Source organism: Rhizobium sp. 05N49, assembly GCF_056396805.1.
Genome location: NZ_JBFTME010000002.1, coordinates 441,207 through 465,914 on the forward strand (window position 1 = coordinate 441,207; position 24,708 = coordinate 465,914).

General features: G+C 59.6%; 21 protein-coding genes. 10 read left to right on the forward strand and 11 right to left on the reverse strand.

Translation table 11 applies throughout. The features are described from left to right. Window positions 1-2: 2 nt before the first annotated feature. Together osmF and AC1DF8_RS06410 are read right to left on the reverse strand one after the other, a co-directional pair. Window positions 3-911 carry a glycine betaine ABC transporter substrate-binding protein OsmF gene (gene osmF / locus AC1DF8_RS06405; RefSeq protein WP_477995333.1) on the reverse strand — a complete coding sequence of 303 codons (909 nt, stop codon included), beginning with the start codon at window positions 909-911 and terminating at the stop codon, window positions 3-5. Between the two features lie 199 nt (window positions 912-1,110). Beyond that, window positions 1,111-1,296, reverse strand: coding sequence for an acetyltransferase (locus tag AC1DF8_RS06410; RefSeq protein ID WP_477995335.1), 186 nt, complete (start codon window positions 1,294-1,296; stop codon window positions 1,111-1,113). A gap of 46 nt (window positions 1,297-1,342) precedes the next feature. Here AC1DF8_RS06410 and AC1DF8_RS06415 point away from each other — a divergent pair, with 46 nt between their 5' ends. Both AC1DF8_RS06415 and AC1DF8_RS06420 read left to right on the forward strand, forming a co-directional pair. Beyond that, window positions 1,343-2,557 carry a LysR family transcriptional regulator gene (locus AC1DF8_RS06415; RefSeq protein WP_113211336.1) on the forward strand — a complete coding sequence of 405 codons (1,215 nt, stop codon included), beginning with the start codon at window positions 1,343-1,345 and terminating at the stop codon, window positions 2,555-2,557. Window positions 2,558-2,590: 33 nt separating this feature from the next. Next, window positions 2,591-3,313, forward strand: coding sequence for a copper homeostasis protein CutC (locus AC1DF8_RS06420; protein ID WP_477995491.1), 723 nt, complete (start codon window positions 2,591-2,593; stop codon window positions 3,311-3,313). On the opposite strand, the gene AC1DF8_RS06425 is transcribed toward AC1DF8_RS06420, so the two are convergent. The 7 genes from AC1DF8_RS06425 to AC1DF8_RS06455 all read right to left on the reverse strand — a co-directional run bounded on the left by AC1DF8_RS06425 (window position 3,310) and on the right by AC1DF8_RS06455 (window position 11,275). Continuing rightward, window positions 3,310-4,329: a zinc-binding alcohol dehydrogenase family protein gene (locus tag AC1DF8_RS06425; RefSeq protein ID WP_477995337.1), complete on the reverse strand. Its 1,020-nt coding sequence runs from the start codon at window positions 4,327-4,329 to the stop codon at window positions 3,310-3,312. The genes AC1DF8_RS06420 and AC1DF8_RS06425 overlap by 4 nt on opposite strands. A gap of 66 nt (window positions 4,330-4,395) precedes the next feature. Further along, a complete protein-coding gene (locus tag AC1DF8_RS06430) occupies window positions 4,396-5,370 on the reverse strand; it encodes an ABC transporter permease (protein ID WP_112541743.1) in 975 nt (324 codons plus the stop codon). Between the two features lie 27 nt (window positions 5,371-5,397). Continuing rightward, window positions 5,398-6,951 (reverse strand): sugar ABC transporter ATP-binding protein, encoded by a 1,554-nt coding sequence (locus AC1DF8_RS06435; RefSeq protein WP_477995339.1) that lies wholly within the window; start codon window positions 6,949-6,951, stop codon window positions 5,398-5,400. A gap of 104 nt (window positions 6,952-7,055) precedes the next feature. Continuing rightward, window positions 7,056-8,045: an ABC transporter substrate-binding protein gene (locus AC1DF8_RS06440; RefSeq protein ID WP_112541741.1), complete on the reverse strand. Its 990-nt coding sequence runs from the start codon at window positions 8,043-8,045 to the stop codon at window positions 7,056-7,058. A 211-nt stretch (window positions 8,046-8,256) separates the two neighbouring features. Then, complete coding sequence (locus tag AC1DF8_RS06445) at window positions 8,257-8,703, reverse strand: RbsD/FucU family protein (protein ID WP_477995344.1); 447 nt, start codon at window positions 8,701-8,703, stop codon at window positions 8,257-8,259. 9 nt (window positions 8,704-8,712) lie between these two features. After that, window positions 8,713-9,732: an aldo/keto reductase gene (locus AC1DF8_RS06450; RefSeq protein WP_477995346.1), complete on the reverse strand. Its 1,020-nt coding sequence runs from the start codon at window positions 9,730-9,732 to the stop codon at window positions 8,713-8,715. A 40-nt stretch (window positions 9,733-9,772) separates the two neighbouring features. Beyond that, the gene (locus tag AC1DF8_RS06455; protein WP_112541991.1) at window positions 9,773-11,275 is read right to left on the reverse strand and encodes a UxaA family hydrolase; all 1,503 of its coding nucleotides are present in this window, start codon (window positions 11,273-11,275) and stop codon (window positions 9,773-9,775) included. 262 nt (window positions 11,276-11,537) lie between these two features. Here AC1DF8_RS06455 and AC1DF8_RS06460 point away from each other — a divergent pair, with 262 nt between their 5' ends. Continuing rightward, window positions 11,538-12,434 (forward strand): GntR family transcriptional regulator, encoded by an 897-nt coding sequence (locus AC1DF8_RS06460; RefSeq protein WP_477995348.1) that lies wholly within the window; start codon window positions 11,538-11,540, stop codon window positions 12,432-12,434. Window positions 12,435-13,050: 616 nt separating this feature from the next. Here the strand turns inward: AC1DF8_RS06460 and AC1DF8_RS06465 are convergent. After that, window positions 13,051-14,544 (reverse strand): MDR family MFS transporter, encoded by a 1,494-nt coding sequence (locus tag AC1DF8_RS06465; protein ID WP_477995350.1) that lies wholly within the window; start codon window positions 14,542-14,544, stop codon window positions 13,051-13,053. A 363-nt stretch (window positions 14,545-14,907) separates the two neighbouring features. Here AC1DF8_RS06465 and AC1DF8_RS06470 point away from each other — a divergent pair, with 363 nt between their 5' ends. Then, window positions 14,908-15,750, forward strand: a complete 843-nt coding sequence (locus tag AC1DF8_RS06470; protein ID WP_112969941.1) for a glycosyl transferase — start codon at window positions 14,908-14,910, stop codon at window positions 15,748-15,750. Between the two features lie 78 nt (window positions 15,751-15,828). Then, window positions 15,829-16,332, forward strand: coding sequence for a hypothetical protein (locus tag AC1DF8_RS06475; protein ID WP_112541735.1), 504 nt, complete (start codon window positions 15,829-15,831; stop codon window positions 16,330-16,332). A 40-nt stretch (window positions 16,333-16,372) separates the two neighbouring features. Here AC1DF8_RS06475 and AC1DF8_RS06480 read toward each other — a convergent pair whose 3' ends face one another. Continuing rightward, the gene (locus tag AC1DF8_RS06480) at window positions 16,373-17,413 is read right to left on the reverse strand and encodes a class I SAM-dependent methyltransferase (protein WP_477995493.1); all 1,041 of its coding nucleotides are present in this window, start codon (window positions 17,411-17,413) and stop codon (window positions 16,373-16,375) included. A gap of 259 nt (window positions 17,414-17,672) precedes the next feature. On the opposite strand from AC1DF8_RS06480, the gene AC1DF8_RS06485 reads away from it, so the two are divergent. From AC1DF8_RS06485 to AC1DF8_RS06505, 5 genes are all read left to right on the forward strand, one after another. Further along, on the forward strand, window positions 17,673-19,676 hold the full coding sequence (locus tag AC1DF8_RS06485; RefSeq protein ID WP_477995495.1) for a putative bifunctional diguanylate cyclase/phosphodiesterase: 2,004 nt from the start codon (window positions 17,673-17,675) through the stop codon (window positions 19,674-19,676). A gap of 708 nt (window positions 19,677-20,384) precedes the next feature. After that, window positions 20,385-21,551: an HlyD family secretion protein gene (locus AC1DF8_RS06490; protein WP_477995352.1), complete on the forward strand. Its 1,167-nt coding sequence runs from the start codon at window positions 20,385-20,387 to the stop codon at window positions 21,549-21,551. Window positions 21,552-21,571: 20 nt separating this feature from the next. Next, entirely contained in the window at window positions 21,572-23,134 is a 1,563-nt protein-coding gene (locus AC1DF8_RS06495) for a DHA2 family efflux MFS transporter permease subunit (RefSeq protein WP_477995354.1), read from the forward strand. A gap of 89 nt (window positions 23,135-23,223) precedes the next feature. Then, on the forward strand, window positions 23,224-23,583 hold the full coding sequence (locus tag AC1DF8_RS06500) for an SGNH/GDSL hydrolase family protein (protein ID WP_477995356.1): 360 nt from the start codon (window positions 23,224-23,226) through the stop codon (window positions 23,581-23,583). A gap of 467 nt (window positions 23,584-24,050) precedes the next feature. Further along, window positions 24,051-24,707, forward strand: coding sequence for a hypothetical protein (locus tag AC1DF8_RS06505; RefSeq protein WP_477995358.1), 657 nt, complete (start codon window positions 24,051-24,053; stop codon window positions 24,705-24,707). Window position 24,708: the final 1 nt, after the last annotated feature.

A 24,708-nucleotide genomic window follows, 5' to 3' on the forward strand; every position in this document is an offset into this window, starting at 1 on the left:
AATTACTTCAGGAAGCCCTTTTCCTTCAGATAGGCTTCGGCAACTGACTTAGCCGGCTCGCCATCGACCTGGATCTTGGCATTGAGCTTGCGCAGTTCATCCGCCGTCAGGCTTTGGAAGATCGGAGCGAGGATTTCCTGGATCTTCGGGTTTGCCTGCAGCACGGCTTCACGGATGATCGGGGTTGGTGCATAGACCTGCTGCACGTTCTTGTCGTCTTCGAGAACGACGAGTTCGGCAGCCTGGATTGCGCCGTCAGTGCCGTAGACCATGGCGGTATTGACGCCGTTGGTCTGGTCGGCCGCAGCCTTGATCGTCGCAGCCGTATCGCCGCCCGAAAGCACGACTTCCTGATCCGGCTTCAGCGTGAAGCCATAGGTCGTCTGGAAGGCGGGCAGGGCGCCGGCCGAGTTGACGAATTCGGCGGAGGCAGCAAGCTTGGCAGCCCCGCCGCCCGAAACCCACTTGCCGAAATCGGACATGGTCTTGAGGTTGTTCGGGGTGGCGACATCGCTACGCACGGCGAGCGCCCAGGTGTTGTTGGCAGGCGAAGGCGTCAGCCAGACGATCTTGTTGGCGTCATAGTCGAGCTTCTTTGCTGCCTGGTAGCCTTGTTCCAGGTTCTTCCAGGCTGCGTCATCGGCCTTGTTGAAGAAGAAGCCGGCATTGCCGGTATATTCCGGATAGATGTCGATTTCGCCAGCAGTGATCGCCTTGCGCACGACGGGCGTCGCGCCGAGCGCGATGCGGTCCTGCGTCTTGATTCCGTTGGCTTCCAGCGCGAGCGCGATGACGTTGCCGAGCAGCGTGCCTTCGGTGTCGATCTTCGATGAAACGACGACGTCTGCGGCGTGGGCCGCGCCGGCCGCAAAGGCGGCAAGCGAAACGGCAAGTGCGAATTTCTTCAGCATGATTATCCCCTTGGTTGAACACCGTTAAACGTCGCGAAAGCCCCGGACGAGAAGCCTGCGCGCATAAAACCAGCCGGCATGGTCAGCCATCAGGCCATCATGCCGGAAATACGTGCGTCATGGAAATAGTGTGCATGCCCGAAAAATCGATGCCCGAAAATCGAAGCAGCCCCCTCCAGTATTCGCTCTCGCGGCGCGATTATGGCGGCGAATGCAGACCGTTGCGCGGAATTGCATTCCCTTTTCCAATGCCGGCGCGATTTGTTTTTGTCCCCTTGCGTGTTTCCACGATGTTCCGGTGCTTTTGATCGGTTCTTTTTGCCGCCCGGATTTCTATGGGTGAACGATAGCCTGCACCTTCGCGAGCAGGGATATCTTTTTTCACGAACACGTCATATCCTCCGCCTTTTCAGTAGTTTCCGGAGAAAGCCTTGCATCTCGGCGCCCTCTTCATCGCAAGTCACGTTCTGTCTTCCGGCTCCATGCGCGAGACGGCGCGCCGCTTCAACGTCTCCGTCTCGACCGTGTCGGCAGCGATCGACAATCTGGAGACGGAGCTTGCCTTGAAGCTCGCCGAGCGTTCCTCGGGCGAACTGGTCATTCTGCTTGCCGGAGGCAGAGTTCTGGAGGGATTGGCGCCGATCCTTGCTGCAACAGGGCAGCTTGGAGACAGGCTCGGTCATCGTGAACCAGAAGCTTACGGACAATGGGCCGCCCGCATCCCAGTCAAGCTAGTCACCATGGAGCGTTATCTGGAGGTTGCCGATCAAGGCAGCATCAACAGGGCAGCACGCCGCCTTCGTCTTGGTCAGCCGCAGCTTTCCTTGCAGATCGCCAATCTTGAGAAATTCTTCGGAGACCGGCTCTTCGAACGTCAGGCACAAGGCTCTGCGCTGACGGAGGAGGGCCGATTTGCTTATGCGGTCTTTTCGACCATCAGCCTCGCCTGGAACGAACTGAAATCCGCTGCGGACGAACGCTACCAGCGCACCGCCCGCTCGCTGCGCATAGGCGCCATCATCCCTACGGGCTCGGAAAGCTGGGTCGCACGTTGCCTTGGCAGCCTCGTCGCCGAGTGGAATACCGGCCGCAACAAGAATGCCTTATCGCTGGTCTCGATGACCGCGGACGATCTGCGCGAGGCGCTGAAATCCGGACGCATCGATGTCGCGATCCTCGATTCCGTCTTCGGCCTGGAAAGCTTCCGTCATCGCGAATTGCTGCGCACCGACATGGTAGCGATCGCTCCGCTCGACAGCACGGGAGCAACTGCCACGGAGCTTGTCGCCAGTCATCCGATCTGCACGCCGAGCCCGCGCACCGGAATCGGCCATGCCGCCATGACCTTCGGCTATGACCGTACCCTGCATCGCCGCCTCCGCGACCGGGATATCACCGCGGCGGATTCGCTGCCTGTCATCGTCGATCTCGTCGCCAACCACGGTTACGTCTCCTTCCTCGGCCGCGTCAGCGCCATGCCGATTGCCGACCGAGTGCGCATCGTCGAACTCGCCGAGCCGATGCCCATGTCCTACCACGTGGCCTTCAATCATCGGAAAGCGGCCGCTGACGCTTGCGACCTGCTGATCGCGACTGCTGCAAAAATCGTCCCAAGACCTGTCGCGAAAGATGCCGCCTTCGCATAAATAAGCTGCGGCGGAAGAAGAGGGATTCGGATGATGACGGTTTTGCTGGAAGTATGCGTCGATAGCGCTCAAGGCCTTGCGGCGGCGATCGAGGGTGGTGCCGGCCGCATCGAGCTCTGCTCGGCGCTGGAACTTGGCGGGCTGACGCCGCTGCCGAGCCTGATGCGAATTGCCGCCGAAGCACCGATCCCGGTCTATGCGATGATCCGCCCTCACGCCGGTCCCTTCATCTTCGATGCCACGGATGAAAAGGCGATGCTGGCCGATATCGATGCCGTCAGGGCCGCGGGCCTCGCCGGCGTCGTCATCGGCGCCAACCGGTCGGACGGCACGCTCGACATGCCGCTCATTCATCGCTTGAAGGCGCATGCCGCCGGCCTCGGCTCGACCCTGCATCGCGCTTTCGATCTCGTGCCGGACCCGGATGTGGCACTGGAGCAGGCGGTCGAACTCGGCTGCGAGCGCATCCTCACTTCAGGCTGTGTGCCGAAGGCGCTCGATGGACTGGAAACGCTGAAGCGCATCTCCGCCAAGGCAGCCGGTCGCATCTCGATCATGCCGGGCAGCGGCGTGCGCCCAACCAATGCCGTCGAAATTCTGCGGGCGACGGGTGCTCACGAAATCCACGGTTCCTGCAGCTCACCCGTTGCCAGTGCCGATCCGCGCGCCGTCTCCTTCGGCTTCGATGTGCCGACCTCGAACCGGACCGATGTCGAAGTCGTCAGGCAGATGCGCGCCGCGATCGCTACGCTTTAATCAGCAACCTTGATGACGGCCTTGATAAGGCCGCTCTTCTCATGCGCCCAGCGGGCAAGATCACGCGGCGCGTCGGCAAGCGTCGTGCGATGCGTGATCAGCTTGTCGACCGGAACGAGGCCCTTGGCGATCGAATCCGCGACATGTTCGAAGTCGACGCGCGTTGCATTGCGGCTGCCGATGACCATCATCTCCCGCTTGTGAAACTCCGGGTCGGAGAAGCGGATATCGTCTTTCACGACACTGACGAGCACCAGCGCGCCGCCATGGGCGACAAAGCCGAAGGCCTTCTCTATCGACGGCCCAAAGCCTGTCGCGTCGAAGACGACATCAAAACCATCGCCGTCCGTCCTGGCTTTCACGGCATCTGCGGTCCCATCATTGGCGACGATGCCTGACGTGAAGCCGAAGCGCTCGGAGGCCATCTGCAGCCGTTCCGTGCTCGTATCGAGCAATGTCACATCATGACCGGCAATACGCGAGAAGATTGCCGCACCAAGGCCGATCGGGCCCGCGCCGATAACGAGCGAGCGGGAACCTGCAGCCGCCATGGAGCGGCGCACAGCATGCGCCCCGATCGCCAGGAATTCGACGGTCGCGGCAGCCTCCAGGCTGAGGCCCTTGGCGGCATAGAGATTGCCCGCAGGCACCACGATCTCCTCGCAGAAAGCGCCGTCGGTATGAACTCCGAGAACCTTGATATTGGTGCAGCAGTTCGGCTTGCCCTGCCGGCAGGCGACACAGCTACCGCAGGAAAGGTAAGGATTGACGATCACAGGTGTGCCCGTCGCCATCGCCACGCCGTCGCCTGCTTCGAGCACGGTCGCCGAGATCTCGTGTCCCATCACGCGCGGATATTCGAGGAACGGGTGCTTGCCTTCGAAGATGTGGTAATCCGTGCCGCAAATGCCGACATGGCTGACGGCGAGCCGTACCCAGCCGGGTGCCGGTTTTTCGGGGGAGGGGCGCTCGACGAGATCGAGGACGCCGGGTTCGCGGCAAAGGACTGCTTTCATGACGGTTCTCGCATTGCTGAAATGAAGAAAGCCGGCCCTGTGGGCCGGCTTTGTTTTGTATCCCGCTCAGCCCGCCCGGCGCCGGCGAAGCTGATCGAAGTAGACGATGACGATGATCAGCAGGCCGGTGATGATGCGCTGCCAGAACGAGTTGACGTTCAGAAGGTTTGCGCCGTTGTTGATGGTCGCTAGAATGAACGCACCGATCAGCGGACCATGCACCGAGCCGACGGCACCGAAGAGAGACGTGCCGCCGATGACCGAAGAGGCGATCGCCTGCAGTTCCCAGCCGTCGGCCTGTGTCGCGTTACCGATTGCGATACGCGAGGCGAGCAGCACGCCCACGAAGGCCGCAAACGAAGCCGAAAGGATATAGGCGAGGTAGATCATCCCCTTGACGTTGACGCCGGAAAGACGCGCCGCTTCCGCATTTGAACCGACGGCGAAGAGGTAGCGGCCCCAGCGGCTCAGATGCAGGAAGACGAAGGAGGGGATCGCGACCAGGATGACCATCCAGAACAGGCTTGGAACGCCAAGGAAATCGGCGCGGGCGAAATTGCTGAAGCCCTCGTCCGTGATGCTGATCGTCGAGCCGTTGGTGATCAAGAGGCCGATGCCGCGCAGCGACGTCAGCGTCGCAAGCGTGATGATGAAGGGCGGCAGGCCCATATGCACGATGCCGAAGCCATGGAAGGAGCCGATCGCGACACCGATGGCCAGCGTCAGCAGGATTGCCGCCCAGAGCGGCACACCCGCCTGCAGCAGCCAGGCGATGATGACGGTGCAGAAACCGACGATTGCGCCGACAGAAAGGTCGATGCCGGCGGTGATGATGACGAAGGTCTGGCCGAGCGCCAGGATCGCCGTCATCGCACCTTGGCGCAGCAGGTTGGAGATGTTGAGCGGCGTCCAGAAGCTCTCGGTGACGAAGCCGAGCACGACCCAGAGGAAGATCAGCAACCCGATCAGCGTCAGGCCGAACAGAATGTTCATCTTCCGGCGCGGCGGCGGCGCGACGATTTCGGTGGGGGTGACAGTCATGAATTTTCTCCCTCTTATTCTTTTGGCTCAGACGCCGATCGCTTCGCTGAGCACTTCTTCATGCGTCGCCGCGTGGAAATCATGGCTTGCAACGAGCTTGCCGCTGCGGAAGACGTGCAGCCGGTCGGCCAGTTCGTAGACCTCGGGCAGGTAGGAGGAGATCAGGATGATGCCTGCCCCCTCCTTCAGCAGCTTGGCGAAGAGCCGGTAGATTTCCGCTTTGGTGCCGACATCGACGCCGACAGTCGGCTCGTCGAAAATGAATAGCCGGGCGCCATGGCTCAGCCACTTGCCGATCACGATCTTCTGCTGGTTGCCGCCCGACATGCTGGAGGCCGGAACACGCCGGCTCGGCGTCTTGATGCTGAGATCGCGGATCTGCTTGTCGGCATTCGTCGATTCGCGTGCGTGATTGATAACCGGGCCGTTGCTGAGGCGTCCGAATACCGGCAGGTTGATATTGAGGCCGATCGGCAGGTTGAGGCAAAGCCCCTGGTCGCGCCGGCTTTCGGGCGCCAGCGCAATACCGAGCTCCATCGCGGTGCGTTCGTTCTTGATGTCGACGCGCTTGCCCATCCAGTGGATTTCGCCCGCACTTGTCGGCTGGCGACCATAAAGCCCGAGCGCGAATTCGCTGCGCCCGGCGCCGATCAGGCCGTAGAGCCCGACAATCTGTCCTGCCTTGACGTTCAGCGTCACATCCTCGAAGCCCGGACCTGTAAGTCCCTTGACGTCGAGGATCGTCTGGCCGATCGGAATCTCTTCCTTATGGTAGATCTGCTCGATCGAGCGGTTGATCATCAGCGCGATCAGCTCGGCCTCATTGGTCTCGCCGATCAGGCGCGTACCGACATGCGTGCCGTCGCGAAGCACCGAGACACGGTCGGCGAGCTCGAAGACCTCTTCCATGCGGTGGCTGATATAGACGATGGTGACGCCTTCACTCTGCAGGCGGCGGATCAGCTTGAAGAGCTGTGCGGATTCCTGGCGGGTGAGGTAGGCGGTCGGCTCATCGAAGATCAGGAACTGCGTGCCGCGCATGGCGGCGCGCGCGGTGGCGACGAGCTGCTGCTGACCGATCGTCAACGAGCTCAGAAGCGCACCGGCCGGCAGGCCGAAGCCGAGATCGTCGAGGACGGACTGCGCCATCTTCTCCATCTGCTTCCTGCGCATCAGCCCGTAACGGTTGACCTCGTCGCCGAGGAAGAGATTGGCAGCCACCGTCAGGTGCCTGCAGAGCACGACTTCCTGGTGAACGGCGTTGATGCCGCGGGCAATTGCCTCGTTCGGCGTCGACAGCCCCACCGGATGGCCGCACCACAGCACCTCGCCTGCCGTGCGGGTGATGACGCCGGTGAGCAACTTGATGAGGGTGGATTTGCCGGCACCGTTTTCGCCGACGATGGCGTGGATTTCACCGGCAAGGAAGGTCAGCGTCGCCGGTTTCAGCGCCTGCACGTGACCGTAATTCTTCTGCAGGCCTTTCAGTTCGAGGATAGGCGATCCGGCGGGAATTCGATTGGCTTCTTTCAGCGTGGCGCTGTCATCGTGGCGATGACTGACCTCTTCCAGTCCGACCATGGACCTCTCCTCCTCTTGTCACGTCTGCTCCATCCCTGGTGAACCATACCACGGATGAGAAAGGCCGCGCCGGCTTTTGAAGCCGGCGCGGCCGCCTGTCGCTCTTACTTGATCTTCGGGTTCAGGAGCGCGTCGATCTTCGGCTCGGCCATGTTCGCCTTGGTGACGAGGTTTGCGCCGGTGTCGACGTTCTGCTCGACCTTCTCGCCCTTGGAGACGGCAAGAGCGGTCTTCACGCCGTCATAGCCCATGCGATAGGGGTCCTGAACGACGAGGCCGGCGATCGCACCATCCTTGAGGAAGCCGACCGTCTTGTCGTCGCTATCGAAGCCGATGACCTTGATCTTGTCGCCGAGCTTGTTTTCAGCGATCGCCTGGCCCACACCCTGCGCCATGATCAGGTTCGAGGCGAAGACGCCGACGAGCTTCGGGTTTGCCGTGATCAGGTCGGTCATCATGTTGAGACCGGTCGTTGCCTGGCCATCGCCGTACTTGTCGGCAATCACCTTCAGGCCGGGATGCTTGGTCTTGATCTGATCCAGGAAGCCTTCGCGGCGCTGTTCCAGCGAGCCGACGCCCGGAAGGTTCGTCAGGATGACGATTTCGCCCTCTTCCTTGCCGGTGGCGCCTTTGATGGCGGCGGCAAGACCGTCAGCGGCGATACGGCCGCCCTGGACGTTGTCGGTCGTCAGGAACGACTTGAATGCCTTGGAGTCGGCGCCGGAGTCGATGCCGATGATCGGAACCGACTTGGCGGCTTCATCGATCGGCTTGCCGAGTGCCTTGAACTCGGTCGGCGAGATGACGATGGCGGCCGGCTTGCCGGCAACGGCATTCTCGAGAATGCTGATCTGACCGTTGATGTCGGATTCAGCCTGGGCGCCGAGTTCCGGCACGTTGACGCCGAGATCCTTGCCGGCCTTGCGTGCGCCGGCCAGAACGATCTGCCAGTAGAAGGACGTCGTGTCCTTGACGATGATCGGGATCGTTACCTCGGCGGCAAAGGACGCGGCCGGCATTGCCGTTGCAATGACAGCGGCGCCTGCAAGTGCCGTAAAGGCGCGGCGAGACAGAATGGATTTCACGATATTCATAAGGGTTCTCCTCTAAGGGTGCGTTCTCCTCCAATGAAACCGGACCGCTGAACGCAGGCGGACGATTTTTATCGATAAAAAACATTTACGATGTGAAGCTAGCCGAGGCGAAAGCAAATTGCAAGTGTGCCGATTTCGCTTTTTTACCCGCTAAATTGTCTGCCAAGCAATTGTTTTCGTTTCCAATACATAAGAACCTAAAATACGGTCCTCAGTCGAATTGCACCTCGTGCGGGTGCACGACGCCCTTCTTCAAAATCAGGTTGCCGTAGAGCCGGAACTCGGTGGTCGCGACAATATAGGCCGCCTTCCGTGCCATCTCGTAGAAGGCGAAGCGTTCGACGGATGCGATGGAAAAATCGCCGGCGCGCCGGGTGACGATCTCCTGGAATTCGGCGCAAACCTCCGGCACCGCCTTGGAATCGCCGACCACCTCCATCCGCCATGCCGATTGCGGCACGAACGTATCGAGCGGCATATGGGTGAGGATCGCCTCGGCCATGGCAGTGGCGCTGACGCCATCAGCCCGGATGACGTCAGGCCCCATGCTGCTTGCAGGGAAATTGGCATCGACAATGACGATGTCGTCGCCATGCCCCATGCTCTTCAGCGCATAGAGCAGATCGGGGCCAAGAAGCGGGTGAATACCTTTAAGCATGGTGTCTCCTCAGACCCGCACGGCCTCTTCGCCGAGCGGCGCGGCGACAAGCGTATAGGGTTCGAATTCGGGATAGATGTCGGCAGGAAGCCGCGGCTCGAAATTTTCTATGTTGCGCGTCAGGCTCGACGGACGCGCGGTGCCGATCAGCACCGAGGAGACCACCGGGTCGTGCAGCGGAAACTGCAGGGCAGGGGCTGCCAGCGGTACGCCGTGGAGCTTGGCCACCTCTTCCATTGCGCCCACCTTGGCGAGCACTTCCTCGCTCGCCGGCATATAGTCGAAATGCGAGCCCGGCACCGGGCCGGTCGCGAGGATGCCGGAATTGAAGACGCCGCCGACGACGAACGAGGTTCCCTTCTGTCGGCAGAGCGGGATCAGTTCGGCAACGGCCGAACGGTCGAGCAGGGTGTAGCGGCCGGCCATCAGGATCGTGTCGATATCGGCGTTGCGCATCACGTCGAGGCAGACAGGCACCTCGTTGACGCCGAGGCCGAAAGCCTTGATCGCGCCCGAGGATTTCAGCTGCTCCAGCGCCTTGACGCCGCTATCGAGGAAATTCTTCAGATGCACGGCATTCCTGGCCGCACCATGCGTATAGGCGCCGATGTCATGAACGAAGAGGATATCGATGCGGTTCAGGCCGAGGCGCGCATAGCTGAATTCGACCGAGCGCATGATGCCGTCATAGGAATAATCGTAATCGGCATCGAAGGAGAGCGGATCGACATAGCTGTAGTCGGGAACCGTGCCTGTCGGCACCGGGCGCAACAGACGGCCGACCTTGGTGGACAGAACATAGTCGTTTTCCGGCTTGTCACGCAGGAAATCGCCGACGCGTCGTTCGGCAAGTCCGAGGCCATACCACGGCGCCACATCATAATAGCGGATGCCGTGATCCCATGCCGTTTCCAGCGTTTCCATTGCCTGCTCACGCGGGCAGGCGCGGTAGAGGCCGCCGAGGGCAGCGGCGCCGAAGCTGATTTCGGTCACCTCGAGCGCCGTCTTGCCAATTCTCCTCGTCTTCATCATTCCTCCTCGTGAAGACCTGAAATTCAATAAATATTATTCAGAGCGTGGCTCCGAGATGCCACGGGACGAATTCGTTGTCGCCGTAGCCGAAAATCTCACTTTTCGTCTTCTTGCCGGAGGCCGTATCGACGATCAGTTCAAAGATCTCGCGGCCTTTGCCGCTGATCGTCGCGTCACCTGTAACGATCGAGCCGCAGTCGATATCCATATCCTCTTCCATCGAGGTATAGAGCGCGGAATTGCTGGCGAGCTTCAGCGAGGGCGCGGGACGACAGCCGAAGCAGCTGCCGCGACCGGTCGTGAACGCGATCATGTTCGCGCCGCCGGCAACCTGGCCGGTGGCTGAAACCGGATCGTAGCCGGGCGTGTCCATGAAGACGAGGCCGGGGGCGGTGACGCGCTCGGCATAACCATAGACGGCGGTCAGCGGCGAGCGGCCGCCCTTGGCGACGGCGCCGAGCGACTTTTCGAGAATGGTCGTCAGGCCGCCGCGCTTGTTGCCCGGAGACGGATTGTTGTCGAGCGAGGCACCGTGGAGGGCGACATAGTCTTCCCACCAGGCAATCTTCTCATCGAGCTTTTTAGCGACATCGTCGCTGACGGCGCGGCTGCGCAGCAAATGCTCGGCACCGTAGATCTCGGAGGTTTCCGAAAGGATCGCCGTACCGCCGGCAGCCGCCAGGAGGTCGGCAGCAACACCAAGCGCCGGATTGGCGGTGATGCCCGAAAAACCGTCCGAGCCACCGCATTGCAGACCGATGATGATCTCGCCGATCGACATCGGCACGCGTTTCTCACGGCCGACATCGGCGGCGATTTCGCGCAGCACGCCCATGGCGCGCTCGACCGCGCGGCGGGACCCGCCTGCGTCCTGAATGTTGAAATGCCGCTTGGAGGCGCCCGCGCCACTCTGGCCGTAAAGGGTGAGCTGGTTGACCTCGCAGCCGAGGCCGATCATCAGCACGCCGCCAAAATTCACATGGCGCGTATAGCCGGCAAGCGTCCGGTGCAGCACGTTCATGCCATCACCGGTCGAGCTCATGCCGCAGCCCTGGTCGTGGACGATCGGCACGAAGCCGTCGATGCCGTCATAGTGCGGCAGGATGGTGCGGTTGGCCTCGTCGGCAATCGCGCGGCAGACCGTGGTGGAACAGTTCACACTGGCAATGATGCCGATATAATTGCGCGTCGCCGCCCGGCCGTCTGCGCGGCGGTAGCCCATGAAGGTCCGCGCTCTGTCCTCTGCACTTGCTTCTTCAGGCGCCGAATTGGCGGTCGCCGCAAGGCGGTCGTTTTCGAAATGCAGATTGTGGCTGTGAACGTGGTCGCCGGCTTTCACATCAGCCGTGGTGCGGCCGATCGCCTGGCCGTATTTCACGACCGCTGTGCCGATCGGAATGTCCGATATGGCGACCTTGTGGCCGGGGTCGATCTTCTGGCGCGTCGTAACGCCGGCAACGGTCGCTCCTTCGGCAATCGGGGCCGTTGCGACCGCGACATTGTCTCCGGCCGACAGGATGATCCAAGGCTGTCTGTCCAATTTCATCTCCCTGACGAAACGTTCGCTTCTGCGCCCGTTACATCGACGAATGCGCATTGATTTTGTTTTTTATCTACAATAAACATTTTCAAGTCAACGGGAATATTGATCCTGTGGATGAGGGAGGCAAACAGCCGCATGCGACCGAAAATAAGATAAAGGTCGCCTGAAGAGGCTCCTGGTCCGGCTGTGCCCGTTCTTGGCGGCGGGCATCATCGCCGTGTCGCCAGAGCCGTCGGGTTTGAGCGGAAAGCGGGGTCTGATGGCACGGCAGAATACAGTCTTCAAGGAAGCCTATAACCGATATGCGGCAGCATTGCGCATGGACACGGCGTTGCCTTCGGAGCCGGAAATCGCCGCCCAGCTCGGCGTCAGCCGCAGTACGGCGCGCGCCATCCTGACCCGCCTCAGCGATGAGGGCATCATCCGCTGGAACAAGCGCCAGAAGATCGTGCTGCGCCAACCTGTCGACCGCGACTTCTTCCCCTCGGAGGAAACGGATTCGCTGCACGACATCATCGAGCGCAGCTTCATGCAGCGCATTCTCTCCGATGAGGCCGCCCCCGGCATGCAGATCAACGAGCTGGAGCTTGCCCGCGAGATCGGCACCGGCACGACCAGCGTGCGCGAATTCCTGATCCGCTTCTCGCGCTTCGGGCTGATCGAAAAACGGCCGAACAGCCATTGGACGCTGAAGGGCTTTACCCGTGAATTTGCGCTGGAACTTGCCGATGTGCGCGAAATGTTCGAGCTGCATTCGGCCGCCGAGTTCGGCAAGCTTCCTGCCGACCATCAGGCCTGGGCTGCTCTTGCGACTATCAAGGAAGAGCACCTCTCCATGCTCTCGGACATCAACAACCGCTTCAAGGAATTCTCGGTCCTCGACGAGCGCTTCCACCTCTTGATCCACCGCGCCTCGAAGAACCGTTTCATCGCCGATTTCTATGACGCGATCGCCATCATCTTTCACTATCACTATCAGTGGAACAAGACCGCCGCCCGCGAACGCAACGAGCGCGCGATCCACGAACATCTCGATTATATCGCAGCACTCGAAGCACGGGATCAGGAGAGGATCCAGGCTGCCTGTCGCATCCACCTTCGCTCGGCCCGCCAGACGCTGCTGCAGTCCATTCCGCAGGCGGCCGAGACTGCGTGAAGTGACGAGTGGCGCTACGACTTACGGGATCGCCGATGCTCAGGCCTCTTTAATTCTTGATCACATTGATGTTGACGGTTACGTCCTTGATCGTTCCCTCCCCATAGGACACTCTCACTTTATACATATCTTTTCCAGAATAGCCGCTCTTTGAAGTATAGTATTCGGATACTCCGGGAGATTTCCTGGAATTGCATCTGCTTTGAGGGGCATTCTTATAGTTAGCGAAAATATTTTCTTTCACGAATTCGACGGATCCGTGCTCCGGGGCTTGAATTAGTTTTACATTAGGCATTGTTCTTGGGCTGCAGTCTGGATTCAGCATGTAAGACTGGCCCATTTTTGTCCGCTCTCCACTTAGAGCTCGACTATGATCCTCAGAATTCTGAACGCCATTATTATTTGTGACGCATCCTGACAGACCTAACATCGTAGAGAGCATAAAAATTTGAATATGACTTTGTCTGAAAAATCCCGAAACAACCATTAGTATTTCAGCTCCCGGTTTTATTGATGCTCTAATTCGCCTTATCCAACGAATGAGCTGTTGTAAATGACCCGGGCGAGCGTCACTCCTTTGTTATTGCATTTTTGCACTTCGGGAAAAAGATCAGGTCTAATGCGACGCCGCTTCGCTCGCAGCACTCCCCGCGCCCCCGGCCTTCACACCGCGCCCGATCGGGATCAGCCAGGTGGTCGCAAAGGTCAGCACCGCCACCACGACGACGCCCCAGAAGCTCCAGTGTAGTGCCGCATCGAAAATGCCGCGCACTGCCGGATCGGCGGCGAGTTCGGAGAGCCCGGTCGGCTGGTTCAGCGCCTCACGCAGGCTGTTGGCCGCATTCCCCTTCGCATAGTGGTTGATACCGGCATTGAGGATGGCGCCGAGTACGGTGGCACCCAGCGTATTGCCGAGGCTGCGGGCAAAGATGATCGAGGCGGTGGCGCTGCCTCGCATCGACCACTCCACGCTGTCCTGCACCAAAGCGATGCTGGTGAGGTTGATGAGCCCCATGCCGAAGCCCATGAAGAAGGAGCCGGCGCCCGCAACGGCCGGATGGCTTTCCGGCGTCAGGAACAGCAGGAAGAAGGCCCCGAAGGGAAACATGAAGCTGCCGACCCGCAACGTATTGCGGATGCCGAATGCCCTGAAGAACCGGCTGGAAAGCATCACGGAAAGCGGCCAGCCGACGACGAGCATGGTGAGCGTGAAGCCGGCAACGATCGGCGAGCGGCCGAGCACGCCCTGCACATACATCGGCAGGATCGTCGAAAGGCCGATCAGCGCCATGCCGGCAAGCAGCATGCAGGCATTGCTGGTCGCCACGAGCCGCCGGCTCCAGAGCGCGATGGAAATGATCGGTTCCGGCGTACGCTTCTCCTGCAGCACGAATAGGATACCGGTCACGACGAAAACGGCGGCAAGTGAAATGAGCACCCAGGCCGGCGCATCCGTCTCTGTCAGGATCGTCAAAAACGCGATGATGGCGATCGAAAACAGGATGGCGCCGAGATAGTCGATCTTCGCATCCTTGTGCGCCACGTCCTCCTTGAGGAAGAGCAGAAAGGCGATGATCGAGAAGATGCCGATCGGCAGGTTGATCCAGAAGATCCAGGCCCAGGAGATCGTATCGACGATGATGCCGCCGGCGAGCGGCCCGACGACGGCCGAAGTCGCCCAGACCGTCGCCATCACGCCCTGCACCTTGCCGCGTTCCTCCAGCTTGAAGAGGTCGCCGATGATTGTCATCGTCACCGGCTGGATCGCGCCGGCACCCAGCCCCTGCACCAGGCGGAAGACGATCAGCGAGGCCATCGACCACGCAAGTCCGCAGAAGAGCGAGCCGATGAGGAAGACGATGATGCCGCCGATCAAGACCGGCTTGCGGCCGAAAATATCCGAAAGCTTGCCGTAGATGACGGTGGTCGTCGACTGCGCCAGCAGGAATGCTGAAAAGACCCAGCTGTAATAGGTGAAGCCGCCGAGCTGGCCGACGATCCGCGGCATGGCGGTCGCCACGATGGTGGCCTCGATCGCCACCATGAAGGTTGCGAGCATGATCGTGGCAACCACGAGCGTGCGGTTGGATTGCTGAGCGGTGGCGGACATGATGAACCTTTCGGAGCTTTCTCCGTGGCGAGAAAACTGCTCTCGGCTTGGCGGGGCAAGTGCAACGCGGAGTGTCGGCAGTCTTTTATGCTCCCGCTGATAGCAGGTAAAGCGCAAGTGATATGCTTTCTTTTGTGTCGACGCTTTAAACCGCTTCCGACCCCGGCAAAATTCAAATACAAGGCATTTTACAAAGCAGGTTTCGGTGGGTTTCCGCCGAAACACGAGGTCTGGCAGGCCAGGGCTCTCGGATGTCAGGATTGCATTTCCGCCAGGTTATTCCCAACTGAAAATCTGATGCAGGCCTGCGAACCGCTCCATCGGATGCGAGGGGTTCGGATCCGGGCAGGGAAATGGCGAGCTATGATGACGCATGTTTTGGCTGCGAGCGGCGGGGTTAGACAGGTAATTTGCATCAATTGGGGCACGAGATACGGGCCGACCTTCATCAACCGTCTCTTTGCGATGGTGAAACGCAACATAACGCCGCCCTTCACCTTTACCTGTTTCACCGACTGCCGGGACGACCTCCATTCCGGCATCCTGTGTGAGGACCTGCCGCCTCTGGATGTCGAAATGCCTGTTAAYACGAGAGGCATCTGGCCGAAGGCAAGGCTTTGGGGATCGAAGCTTGGGAGCCTGAGCGGGCCGGTCCTCTATCTGGACCTCGACCTGGTGATCGTCGCCTCCCTCGATGCGTTTTTCGAGGTTGGAGCGCCTGAGGATGTCGTCATGGCCCGCAACCAGACGACGCCTTTCGAAAAGCTCGGCCAGAGTTCGCTTTTTCGCTTCCCGGTCGGCAAGCTCCTGCCGCTGCAGGAGGAGTTCAGGGCCAACCCGCAGAAAGTGGCCGATGAATATCAGTATGAACAGCGCTTCGTCACCCGCAATGCGCCGGGTGGCGTGAAGTTCTTCCCGCGGAGCTGGGTCTTGCATTTCCGGCAGGATTGCCACTGGGCCTTTCCGCTGAACTATTTCCTGACGCCGCGCTTGCCCTCCAGTGCCCGCGTCGTCCTCTTCCCGCGCGGCTTCCACCCGCAGAATGCCATCGACGGGAAATTCGGCCCGAAAGGCCGGGCCGAAACGAGGCTCGATCATATCAGGGGCGTCTTCGACGCCGGAAAGCGCGGCAACAAGAAACCGTTCCGCTACCTGCGCCACTATATTCTCCCGACGCCATGGGTGGCGGATCACTGGCATGAATAAGAACGCAAGTTCGGCAGCAGAACGGAACTATTTCTCGCCTTGACTGTTTTCGGCTGAGGAAAACTCCCGGGTGCTCCGATGCGTCCTCTTCTATGCGCAGCATTTCTTTCGCTCACCGGCCTTGCCGCCGGCGCAAACGCGTCCGAGGCGGATTTCCTCAATTCGCTCGAGGGTAACTGGAGTGGAAGCGGCATGGTCCTGACCAGGATCGGCGGCATGAAGGTCAACGTGTCCTGCAATCTGAAATCCGACGCCAGCGCCACGACAGTGGCCATGAACGGCAACTGCCGTGGTCTCGCCGTCGTCACAAGAAGCTTCTCGGCAAATGTAAAGGCTGTCGGTCAACGTTATACCGGCAACTATACGGGCCCATCGGGCCAGCCCTCCAGGCTTGTCGGCAGCAGGAAAGGCGATGCTCTCAATTTCAATGTCACCTGGGCGCGCGTCACCAACGGCGATCGGAGCGCAAACATGATGATCGAGAAGGTGGGCCAGAACGGGCTTCGCCTGCAGACCGTCGATCGCGACCTTGCCTCGGGCCGATCGGTGGTGACGAGCCGCATCGATCTGCAGCGGCAGTGAACATGTCCCGGATTTTGTGACGCGCCCGACCCATCGGAACCTACGACTGCTTCCTGATGGTAGCGTAGATGATGTTGCGATTGGCACCGAACCAGACCGTCTTGTCAGTGTCTCCCGGCGCACTGCGATGGGAAATACGCCACATGTCGGCTTCGGAGCGCTGGAGAAGCTCCCAGTTCATGTAGGATTCCATGTAGCCGTCATCGGCCATCTCGTTGGAAAAGTTGGCAAACAGGAAGACGCCGCCGGGCTTCAGCATTTCCATGCAGATCTGCGTGAGCCGAATTGCCACCTTGTCCGTGAGATAATCGTATAATCCTGCCGCGTAGATCAGATCGAACGTGCCGATCCGGTGCTTTCGTGCAAGCAAGCCGCGCACGGATCCATTGATGGGCTCGACGGACGTTCCATGGAATTGGCTCGAGACGGAACCGATGCTTTCCGGATCCTGATCAAGGGCTACCCAGCGTTTCAGGCGGCCTTCCGCAAGGGCCTTCGATGCCTCCGCTTCCCGCAGGTGACCGGCAGCTACGGCCAGCACCTCGGTATCCGGACCTGTTCGCGCAGCGCTCTCGTCGACATAGCGGGTCAGGATGTCGCGACGTTCCCTGACGGCGACCGGGCCGGGGGCATTTATCGTGTAGTCGAAGATATCGAGGCCCAGACGGGTGGATCTGGCCACTTCTTCGGCCACCGCCGGATGCCCATAAATGAAGTCTATGAGACTGGCATCGCCAGAATAGCCGCGAGGTTTGTCAAAAGACCAGCGGGTGAACGGGCATTGCTGGAGGATCTTTGCCGAGGGATGGGCCTGAATGATCGGGATGAGCTTCTGCCACACGGCAGCGCCGAATTTATGACGGACCTCATGGAGCTGGCCGATCAACCACCTGACGGCATCAGGCAGGTTCCCGCCCGCGGAGAACCGTTGCATGGCAATGTTGATGACGATCGCAAACTCTGCCTCCGCAGTTCGCAGATGGTCTGTCTCGTTATCTCGGCTCGGTAAGGGAAGCGTATTGCTGAAGGACTGCGGCGTAATCAAGCTTTGGCCATCAAGAGAAAAGAGCGGCTGAGCCACGGAAACCTCACTGGTAAACAAGAATTTAAAACATTGCGTAAAATCCTCATCATTTACACGGAGGTCAAGCGTTAAGGTTGGACTGCGGGGCAAATGCACGTCTGACTTTAGAAAATATTAGTGAAACCGAGCGATAGCCCGCCCGCTTCGGGACCCCTTTGGGCATTATCGGTTGATGTGGAGTCTGCCTGCGGCTATCCAGCGTCACTGGCAGTCTGYGAAGGGCAACTGCTGCAAGATGTTGGGTGGCAGGGGCATGATGCACGTGTTAGCCGAGACCGCAGCTGCTACCGTGCGGCCGACGCTGTCGCCAGAACAGTTGCGTTGCCTATACAAGCAGAATAGCGAGAGCAGCCGAAAGAACGCGACGCGCAAAGGCCTCTGGACAGCGGTCGCTGCCTACCTTGCATACTCCTTCACGGACTATCTTTTTATCGGCGATGTCGTCCAGTACACGGTCGCCGGCCGGCTCGTGGTCGGCATCGCCGCACTATGCGTGCTGGAATTCCTGCTCTATCGCAAGGCAAAAGCCGATACGGTTGACATGGCCGCGGCGTTGTCGGTGCTCGCAGCCTATCTCGTCTGGCTTCTCACTGGCCAGATGACTGCGGTCAGGGATGCGTTCTCCTATTATATGGTGTTTGGCGCGATCTTCATGATGAGCGTCAATCTGTTCTTCAGTTTCCGGTTTCCGGTTGCTCTTGCCGCCTCCGCAACGAACGTGCTCATCTTCACTGGCGCCCTCTATCTGTTTGCGCCGATGTTGCTGCTGCACAAGCTCATTCTCGGCGCGTTCTGTTTTTCCTGCTTTGTTTTCACGTCCTACGTGAATCTTCAGCTCAATAGGGAGCGCTACAAAGTCTTCCTGAATGCTCTTGAAGCCAGTTTGCAGCAAGCTGCCGCGGACGAAAGAGGCAAGGCTCTCTTGCATCTCTCGAACACCGACTCGCTGACCGGCCTCGAAAATCGGCGGGCCGTCGATCAACGTCTGCGTGATCATTGGCAACGATGGCAGGACGACAGCGCGCCATTTGCCGTCCTCCTGATCGATGTGGATTATTTCAAACGCTATAACGACTGCTACGGCCATCAGGAAGGTGACCGCTGTCTCATCGCTGTCTCCGAGCTTCTTCGAAGCGTGGCCGAGTCCTGGGGTTCGATCATCGGGCGATACGGCGGTGAGGAATTCATCGTCATCACACCGATGCCGAATCCAGAACGAATGGTCGAGCTTGCAGAAGCGATGTGTGCTGCCGTTAGGGCCTTGGCCTGGCCACACGAACACAGGCGGGACGGGACCACTGTCATCACGGTGAGTGTTGGCGTGTCCTGTACGCGGGACGAGAGCAAGCAGGTCGAGAAGGTCATTCACGAAGCGGATCGCGCGCTTTACGCCGCCAAGGCTGCGGGCCGCAACACCCTGGTGGTCTTCGATCCCGAAGATCCCGAGAGCAGCGATGACAGCGAGGATATAGCTGCGACCCTGAAGATCGCGCTCGATCACGGCCTTGTCTCTCTCGTGTACCAGCCGATCCGCAACGTCCAGACGGGCAAGACGGACGCTGTCGAGGCCTTGATGCGTTTGAGCATGCTGGATGGAACGTCCGTACCGCCTGTCAAATTCATCCCGGTCGCCGAAAGAACGGGTTCAATCGTCGAACTCGGCCGGTGGGCAATCCGCACTGTTTGCCGGGACTTGCTGGCGGCCGACCTCGTGCAGGTCGCGAGCGTCAACGTTTCCCCGATCGAACTCAAGACGCCGGGTTTCGCCACCTATGTGGCGGCAACGCTGGCAGAATTCGGCGTGACGGGCGCCCGGCTTGCTTTCGAGATTACCGAGGGCGTGGAGTTGGAAATCGACCAGGACGTCGTTCGTTGCATCAGCGACCTGAGAAAGCTCGGCGCTCAGGTCTGGCTTGACGATTTTGGCACAGGCTTCGCAGGTCTCTCGTGGCTCCGTCTCATAGAGTTCGACACCGTCAAGATCGATCGATCCTTCCTCCATGACTGCAATACGGAAAGAGGCAAGAGGATGTTGCTCGACATCATCAGCCTGCTGCGTAATCGCGGCGTGCAGATCCTGATTGAAGGCGTCGAGACCATCGAACATCAGCGGCTGATGCAGCAGTATGGGATCAACCAGATTCAAGGCTATTTCATAGGAAGGCCCGCGCCGGCAGCCCAGCTCGAAGCTGATAACGTGCTGCAGTTCAGCATGATCAGGAACCTTGATTCAAAACGCCTGTTCCGGAATGGGCCATAGATTCAGCCCGCTTCAGGACCTCCACGGACGACGGCTGCCGTGCCGGGCCGGTCCATATTGCCTTCCGTGCGGCGAGCCGGCGATAGAGTGAACGTCGCCCTGCGTCGGCTGTATCGCGTCGAACTGCATCGCATTTGTTATGAACAGCCGTCGTCGCGCATTCTGCCTCTGATCGGTCTCAGCGGAACGACCATGACTGGCAGCGCAATCACCTGCACACTGTCGAACACGAGTCAGGGATGGCAAGTTTCCCGGTCCGGTACGGCCGTCGGGAGGGGCGCGTCTCACCGCCTTGAACGGCTGCGCCGCCGGTAGGATTATCGCCGTCAGGGGTTTTCGCGAAACTCGAAATGTCAGCCTGTGCCGCGATACCAGAGTGCAACTCATGCGGCGAGTAGCAAATCTACAGATGATCTCGGTGGGGGGCGGCCCACCGCTTACGGCCAGCGGGCATCCAAACAGCCAGATCAACGACCTGCTGCAGTTGGCCTTCGTCGCAAGCCCGAACTCAAAGTCGTGACCAGAAAGCACGGCATATCCTACACCAACGTATGGTTATGGAACACACACTAACGGGATAATTTTCATCCATCGCATCACTGCCTTCCCCGGTCGGGTCGGCCGGCTGGCTGAACCTAACTTTGCTGGAATCGCTAAATCCCGGTGCAGCCCAAACCGCCAGTTGGCGCTTCAGGGGCAGGAGCCCCCATGACCATGAATGTCACCAATCATCCTGCGAACACAAACCTGAAAACTTCAGATGAGAGCGATCAAGCGGAGACAGGGACACCTGTTCCGCCGACGCGAAAGCCGAAATGGCGAATGCTGGTGCTGGGTACGATAGGGATAGTGGCGCTTGGTGCAGCGGCCTATGGCGGCTGGAAATACTGGACGGTGTGGCAATTCGAACAATCGACGGACGATGCATATGTGCAGGCCGACGTGGTCGCGATAGCGCCGCAGGTGGCGGGCTATATCCAGACGCTTCTTGTCAATGACAATCAGCCGGTCAAAGCCGGTGACGTTCTCGCGACAATTGATCCGCGCGACTTTCAGGCGGCTGTCGATCAGGCCAAGGCGGATGTCGCCGAGGCCGAAGCGGCCATCGTCAGTATTGCCGCCCAACTCAGCGAACAAAAGGCCCTGATCGATGAAGCGCAAGCGACGATCAATACCGATCAGGCATCGGAGGTGTTCGCTGAACAGAACAACCAGCGCTTCATGACCCTGTCAAAAACGGGTTCGGCAACAGTGGAAGAGGCCCAACAGGCATCGTCGCAGGCCGATTCGGCGAAGGCCGTCGTAGTCAAGGACAAGGCTGCACTGGTCGCCGCGCAGAAGCAGATCGCTACGCTCGATGCTCAAGAGTCCGAAGCAAAAGCGACTCTTGGTCACAATCGTGCCGCGCTGGCTCAGGCCGAACTCAATCTCGGATACACGGTGCTGCGAGCACCCGTCGACGGAGTAGTCGGCGCGCGGGCAGTCCGGGTTGGCCTCTACGCCCAGCCTGGTCAACTGTTGCTGGCCGTAGTGCCGCTCCAGGCGGCCTATGTCGTCGCCAATTACAAGGAGACTCAGCTCGCCAACGTCAAGCCAGGCCAACCGGTCAGGATCGACGTGGATACATTTTCAGGTATCACCGTGCGCGGCATCGTTAACAGCCTAGCGCCGGCAAGCGGTCAGGAGTTCGCCTTGCTGCCGCCCGACAACGCGACCGGCAACTTTACCAAGATCGTCCAGCGTGTTCCGGTCAAGATCACCATCGACAAGTCGGATCCACTTGCCGGTCGCCTGCTTCCGGGGATGTCGGTAACGACCACAATCAAGGTTGGACCGGCCGCTAATGGCAACCCTCCTGGGAACGCAAGCAAGTAATCCTTGGGAGGTTTACGGCGATGGCGGGCATGGAAACATCCGGCGTTGAGCGCGAGCCGGGCGCCAGCGTGCGCACTTGGATCGCGGTTGGCGGCTGTATGGTGGGGGCGCTGATTGCCGTCCTCGACATTCAGATCACCAACTCCTCGCTTCCACAGATCGAAGGCGGAATAGGTACCGGTTCCGACAACGGCACCTGGATCTCGACCGCCTATCTGATCGGCGAAATCATCATGATCCCGCTGACGGACTATCTGAGCCGCGTCTTCACCTTCCGCCGCGCCTTGCTCGGCAATCTCGGCCTGTTCCTGTTGTTTTCCATCTGCTGCGCCTTTGCCACGAACCTATCGGAAATGATCATGTTCCGTGGATTGCAGGGCCTCACGGGCGGGGTGATGATTCCGATGGCCTTCACTCGCGTGTTGACGACGATCCCGCTGCGCCAGCAGCCGACGGGGTTAGCGGCTTTCGCGCTGACTGCGACCTTCGGACCAGCAATCGGGCCGACCATCGGCGGCTACCTGACCGAAAACTACGGATGGCAGTATATCTTCTTCATCAATCTTATCCCCGGGGCGTTGATGTTTGGCTTGCTCTATCMGACGCTGGAACGATCCAAGATGAACCTCGCATTGCTGCGCGACGGCGACTGGCTCGGCATCGCATTCATGGCGGTTGGCTTGGCATCGCTGCAAACAGTGCTCGATGAAGGCAACAAGGACGATTGGTTCGGGTCACCCTACATAGTGCACTTGGCCATCCTGGCAGCCATTGCACTGACGATTTTCATCATTATCGAGTTGGTCGTCGCGAAACCTGCTGTCCAACTACGTCTGCTCGCGCACCGAAATTTTGGATTGGGTACGCTCGCCAATATCATCGTTGGCTTTGCTCTCTATGGCTCGGTGTACGTGCTGCCTGCGTACCTGAACGGAGTTCAAGGCTACAACGCCGAGCAAACCGGCTTGGTGCTGGCCTGGGCCGGCCTGCCCCAGCTTCTGATCATCCCCTTCGTGCCTTTGCTGCAAAAACACTTCGATCGGCGTGCCATCGTCTCCGTCGGGCTGGCTATCTTCGCAGCAAGCTGCTTTCTGAACACGCATCTGAGCTTCGACGACGGTGGTCCCCAGTTCATGATTACCAACATCGTGCGTGCAATTGGTCAGGCCGTGGTGATCGCACCGTTGATCGGTATCGCAACTGTTGGGATCCCCAGAGAGCAATCAGGAGCGGCATCCGGGCTGTTCAACATGATGCGAAGCCTCGGTGGCGCAGTGGGAACGGCCACACTGGCAACGATCATCACCAAACGTGAACAATTCCATTCCAACATCATCGGCCAGTCGGTCACGCCCTATGGAAGCAACGTCGAGCAGTTTCTGACGAACATGCAGCAGTATTTTATGGCGCATGGCGCCGGCGATGTCGGTCATGCGCATCACGAGGCCGAGATCTTGCTCGGCACGCTCGTTCAGCAACAATCCTTCGTCATGGCGTTTTCCGACACATTCTATGTACTCGGAGTGCTCCTGTCGCTCGCAGTCGTCGTGGTCCTTTTGACACGAGGGCCTTCGCCGACTTAGGCTGTTTCGGCGGGGTGCCAAGGCGCTATATGGCCTGAACTCGTTGTACAACGCGGTGTTGGAACACCTTTGGCAATGTAAACGAACGTTTGACCATCGTCGTCCGGATTGGGGCCAACAAGAAAGTACACTCCCGCCTTTGTGACTTCGGGCCGTGGCTGGAGATCCTTCGCGAGCGCATTCCGGAAGGTCCGCTGAAGATCAAGGCCACGGATGTCTGGAAGCTGGTCGGCTTCGACGGGCCGGAAACCATCAACAAGCTGACGAAGGCTCATCACGCCCATATGCGTGCGGCGATGGTCGGCCTTGGGTTTGAGAAGAGGGACAACGGCCTTCGCTTTCCCGACGGCGACAAAAAGGCCGCTTACCTTCGCGGCGATGCGGAGGAGGCGAAGGAATGGAGCCTCGACAGGCGTGAGCCGGCCTATGATTACGGTTCGATTTTCTGACGCGCACTGACGTCAGGACAACCCGGCCACCGAGCCGGGTTTTTTATTTCCAGGGGTATGACGAACCCCGTCCACGGCAACCCCGTCCGCGCCTGGAACCCCGTCCATCAACGGCAGATTCTGGACGGGGTTCACAGAGGTGGATGGTGTATGGATGGGGTAACGACATCCGGCTTAAGAAATTGATTTGTAATGGTTTTCCTGCGCTGGACGGGGTGGACGGGCTTGTTTGCTGAAAGGTATCGGAAACAGGTTATGCCGGCTTGTAAACGGCGAAACACAGGGTGTTTCCGGCGACTCTTGGGAAATGCGTTTTAACCCCGTCCACCGCCTCCGGGAGCCAATCGCGCCGTTTTTGATGATCCGAGCGGATACCTGCTGCCACGCCTCGTGCCGGTTCCACTGTGGACTTTAGAGAAAACTTATACGAGAGTGCATTTAGGGTTTATCCAAAATTCGAGGTTGCAATGAGACAGCTGTGGATTCCTGTGCTGACAGGCACGGCAATTTGCGCCGCTGCGAGCGTCGCCCATGCCGGCAATCCGTCATATCGCTGCGAACCGCAAACGGTTCAGGACGACGCGGTGGCCGTCGTTTATTCGGATGTGGATGTCAGCAGTTTTTCCGACCCCGACAAACATACCTGCGTCTTCGCCATCGGTGCGCGCCCGCGTTCCGGCGGCGCTTCCGAGGCGCTTCCGCCCATCCCTGAAGTACTCCAGCAACTGCGCAACGGCGATGTGAGTGAAATCATCGTCCGCCTCACACTCGCCCGCGCGGCCGTTCAGCCCGACATCAGCGAGATTTCCGGGCAGCTCAAGAAGGCACTTGCGGATTCTGCCGCCGACATTGGAAATTGCCTTACCGCGTTGTCGCTATTTGCCAGCCCCGACGCGCCGAAGCCCAAAGTCATCATAGGAAGAGATCCGAATTATCCCAATGGTCGGGAGTCTGTTTATCTTTCGATCAAGGACAAGGAACTGGAAGTGACCTGCAGCGTCTCACCAGCGGGAAGCGAAGGGCGGGTCAACTCCGATTCACCTATGATGCGGCTCCAGGTGCGTTCGAGCAGGGGCACTAACGACAGCTGGTTTGTCCCCCGTGGTGCGATCCCTCCGCAATAAG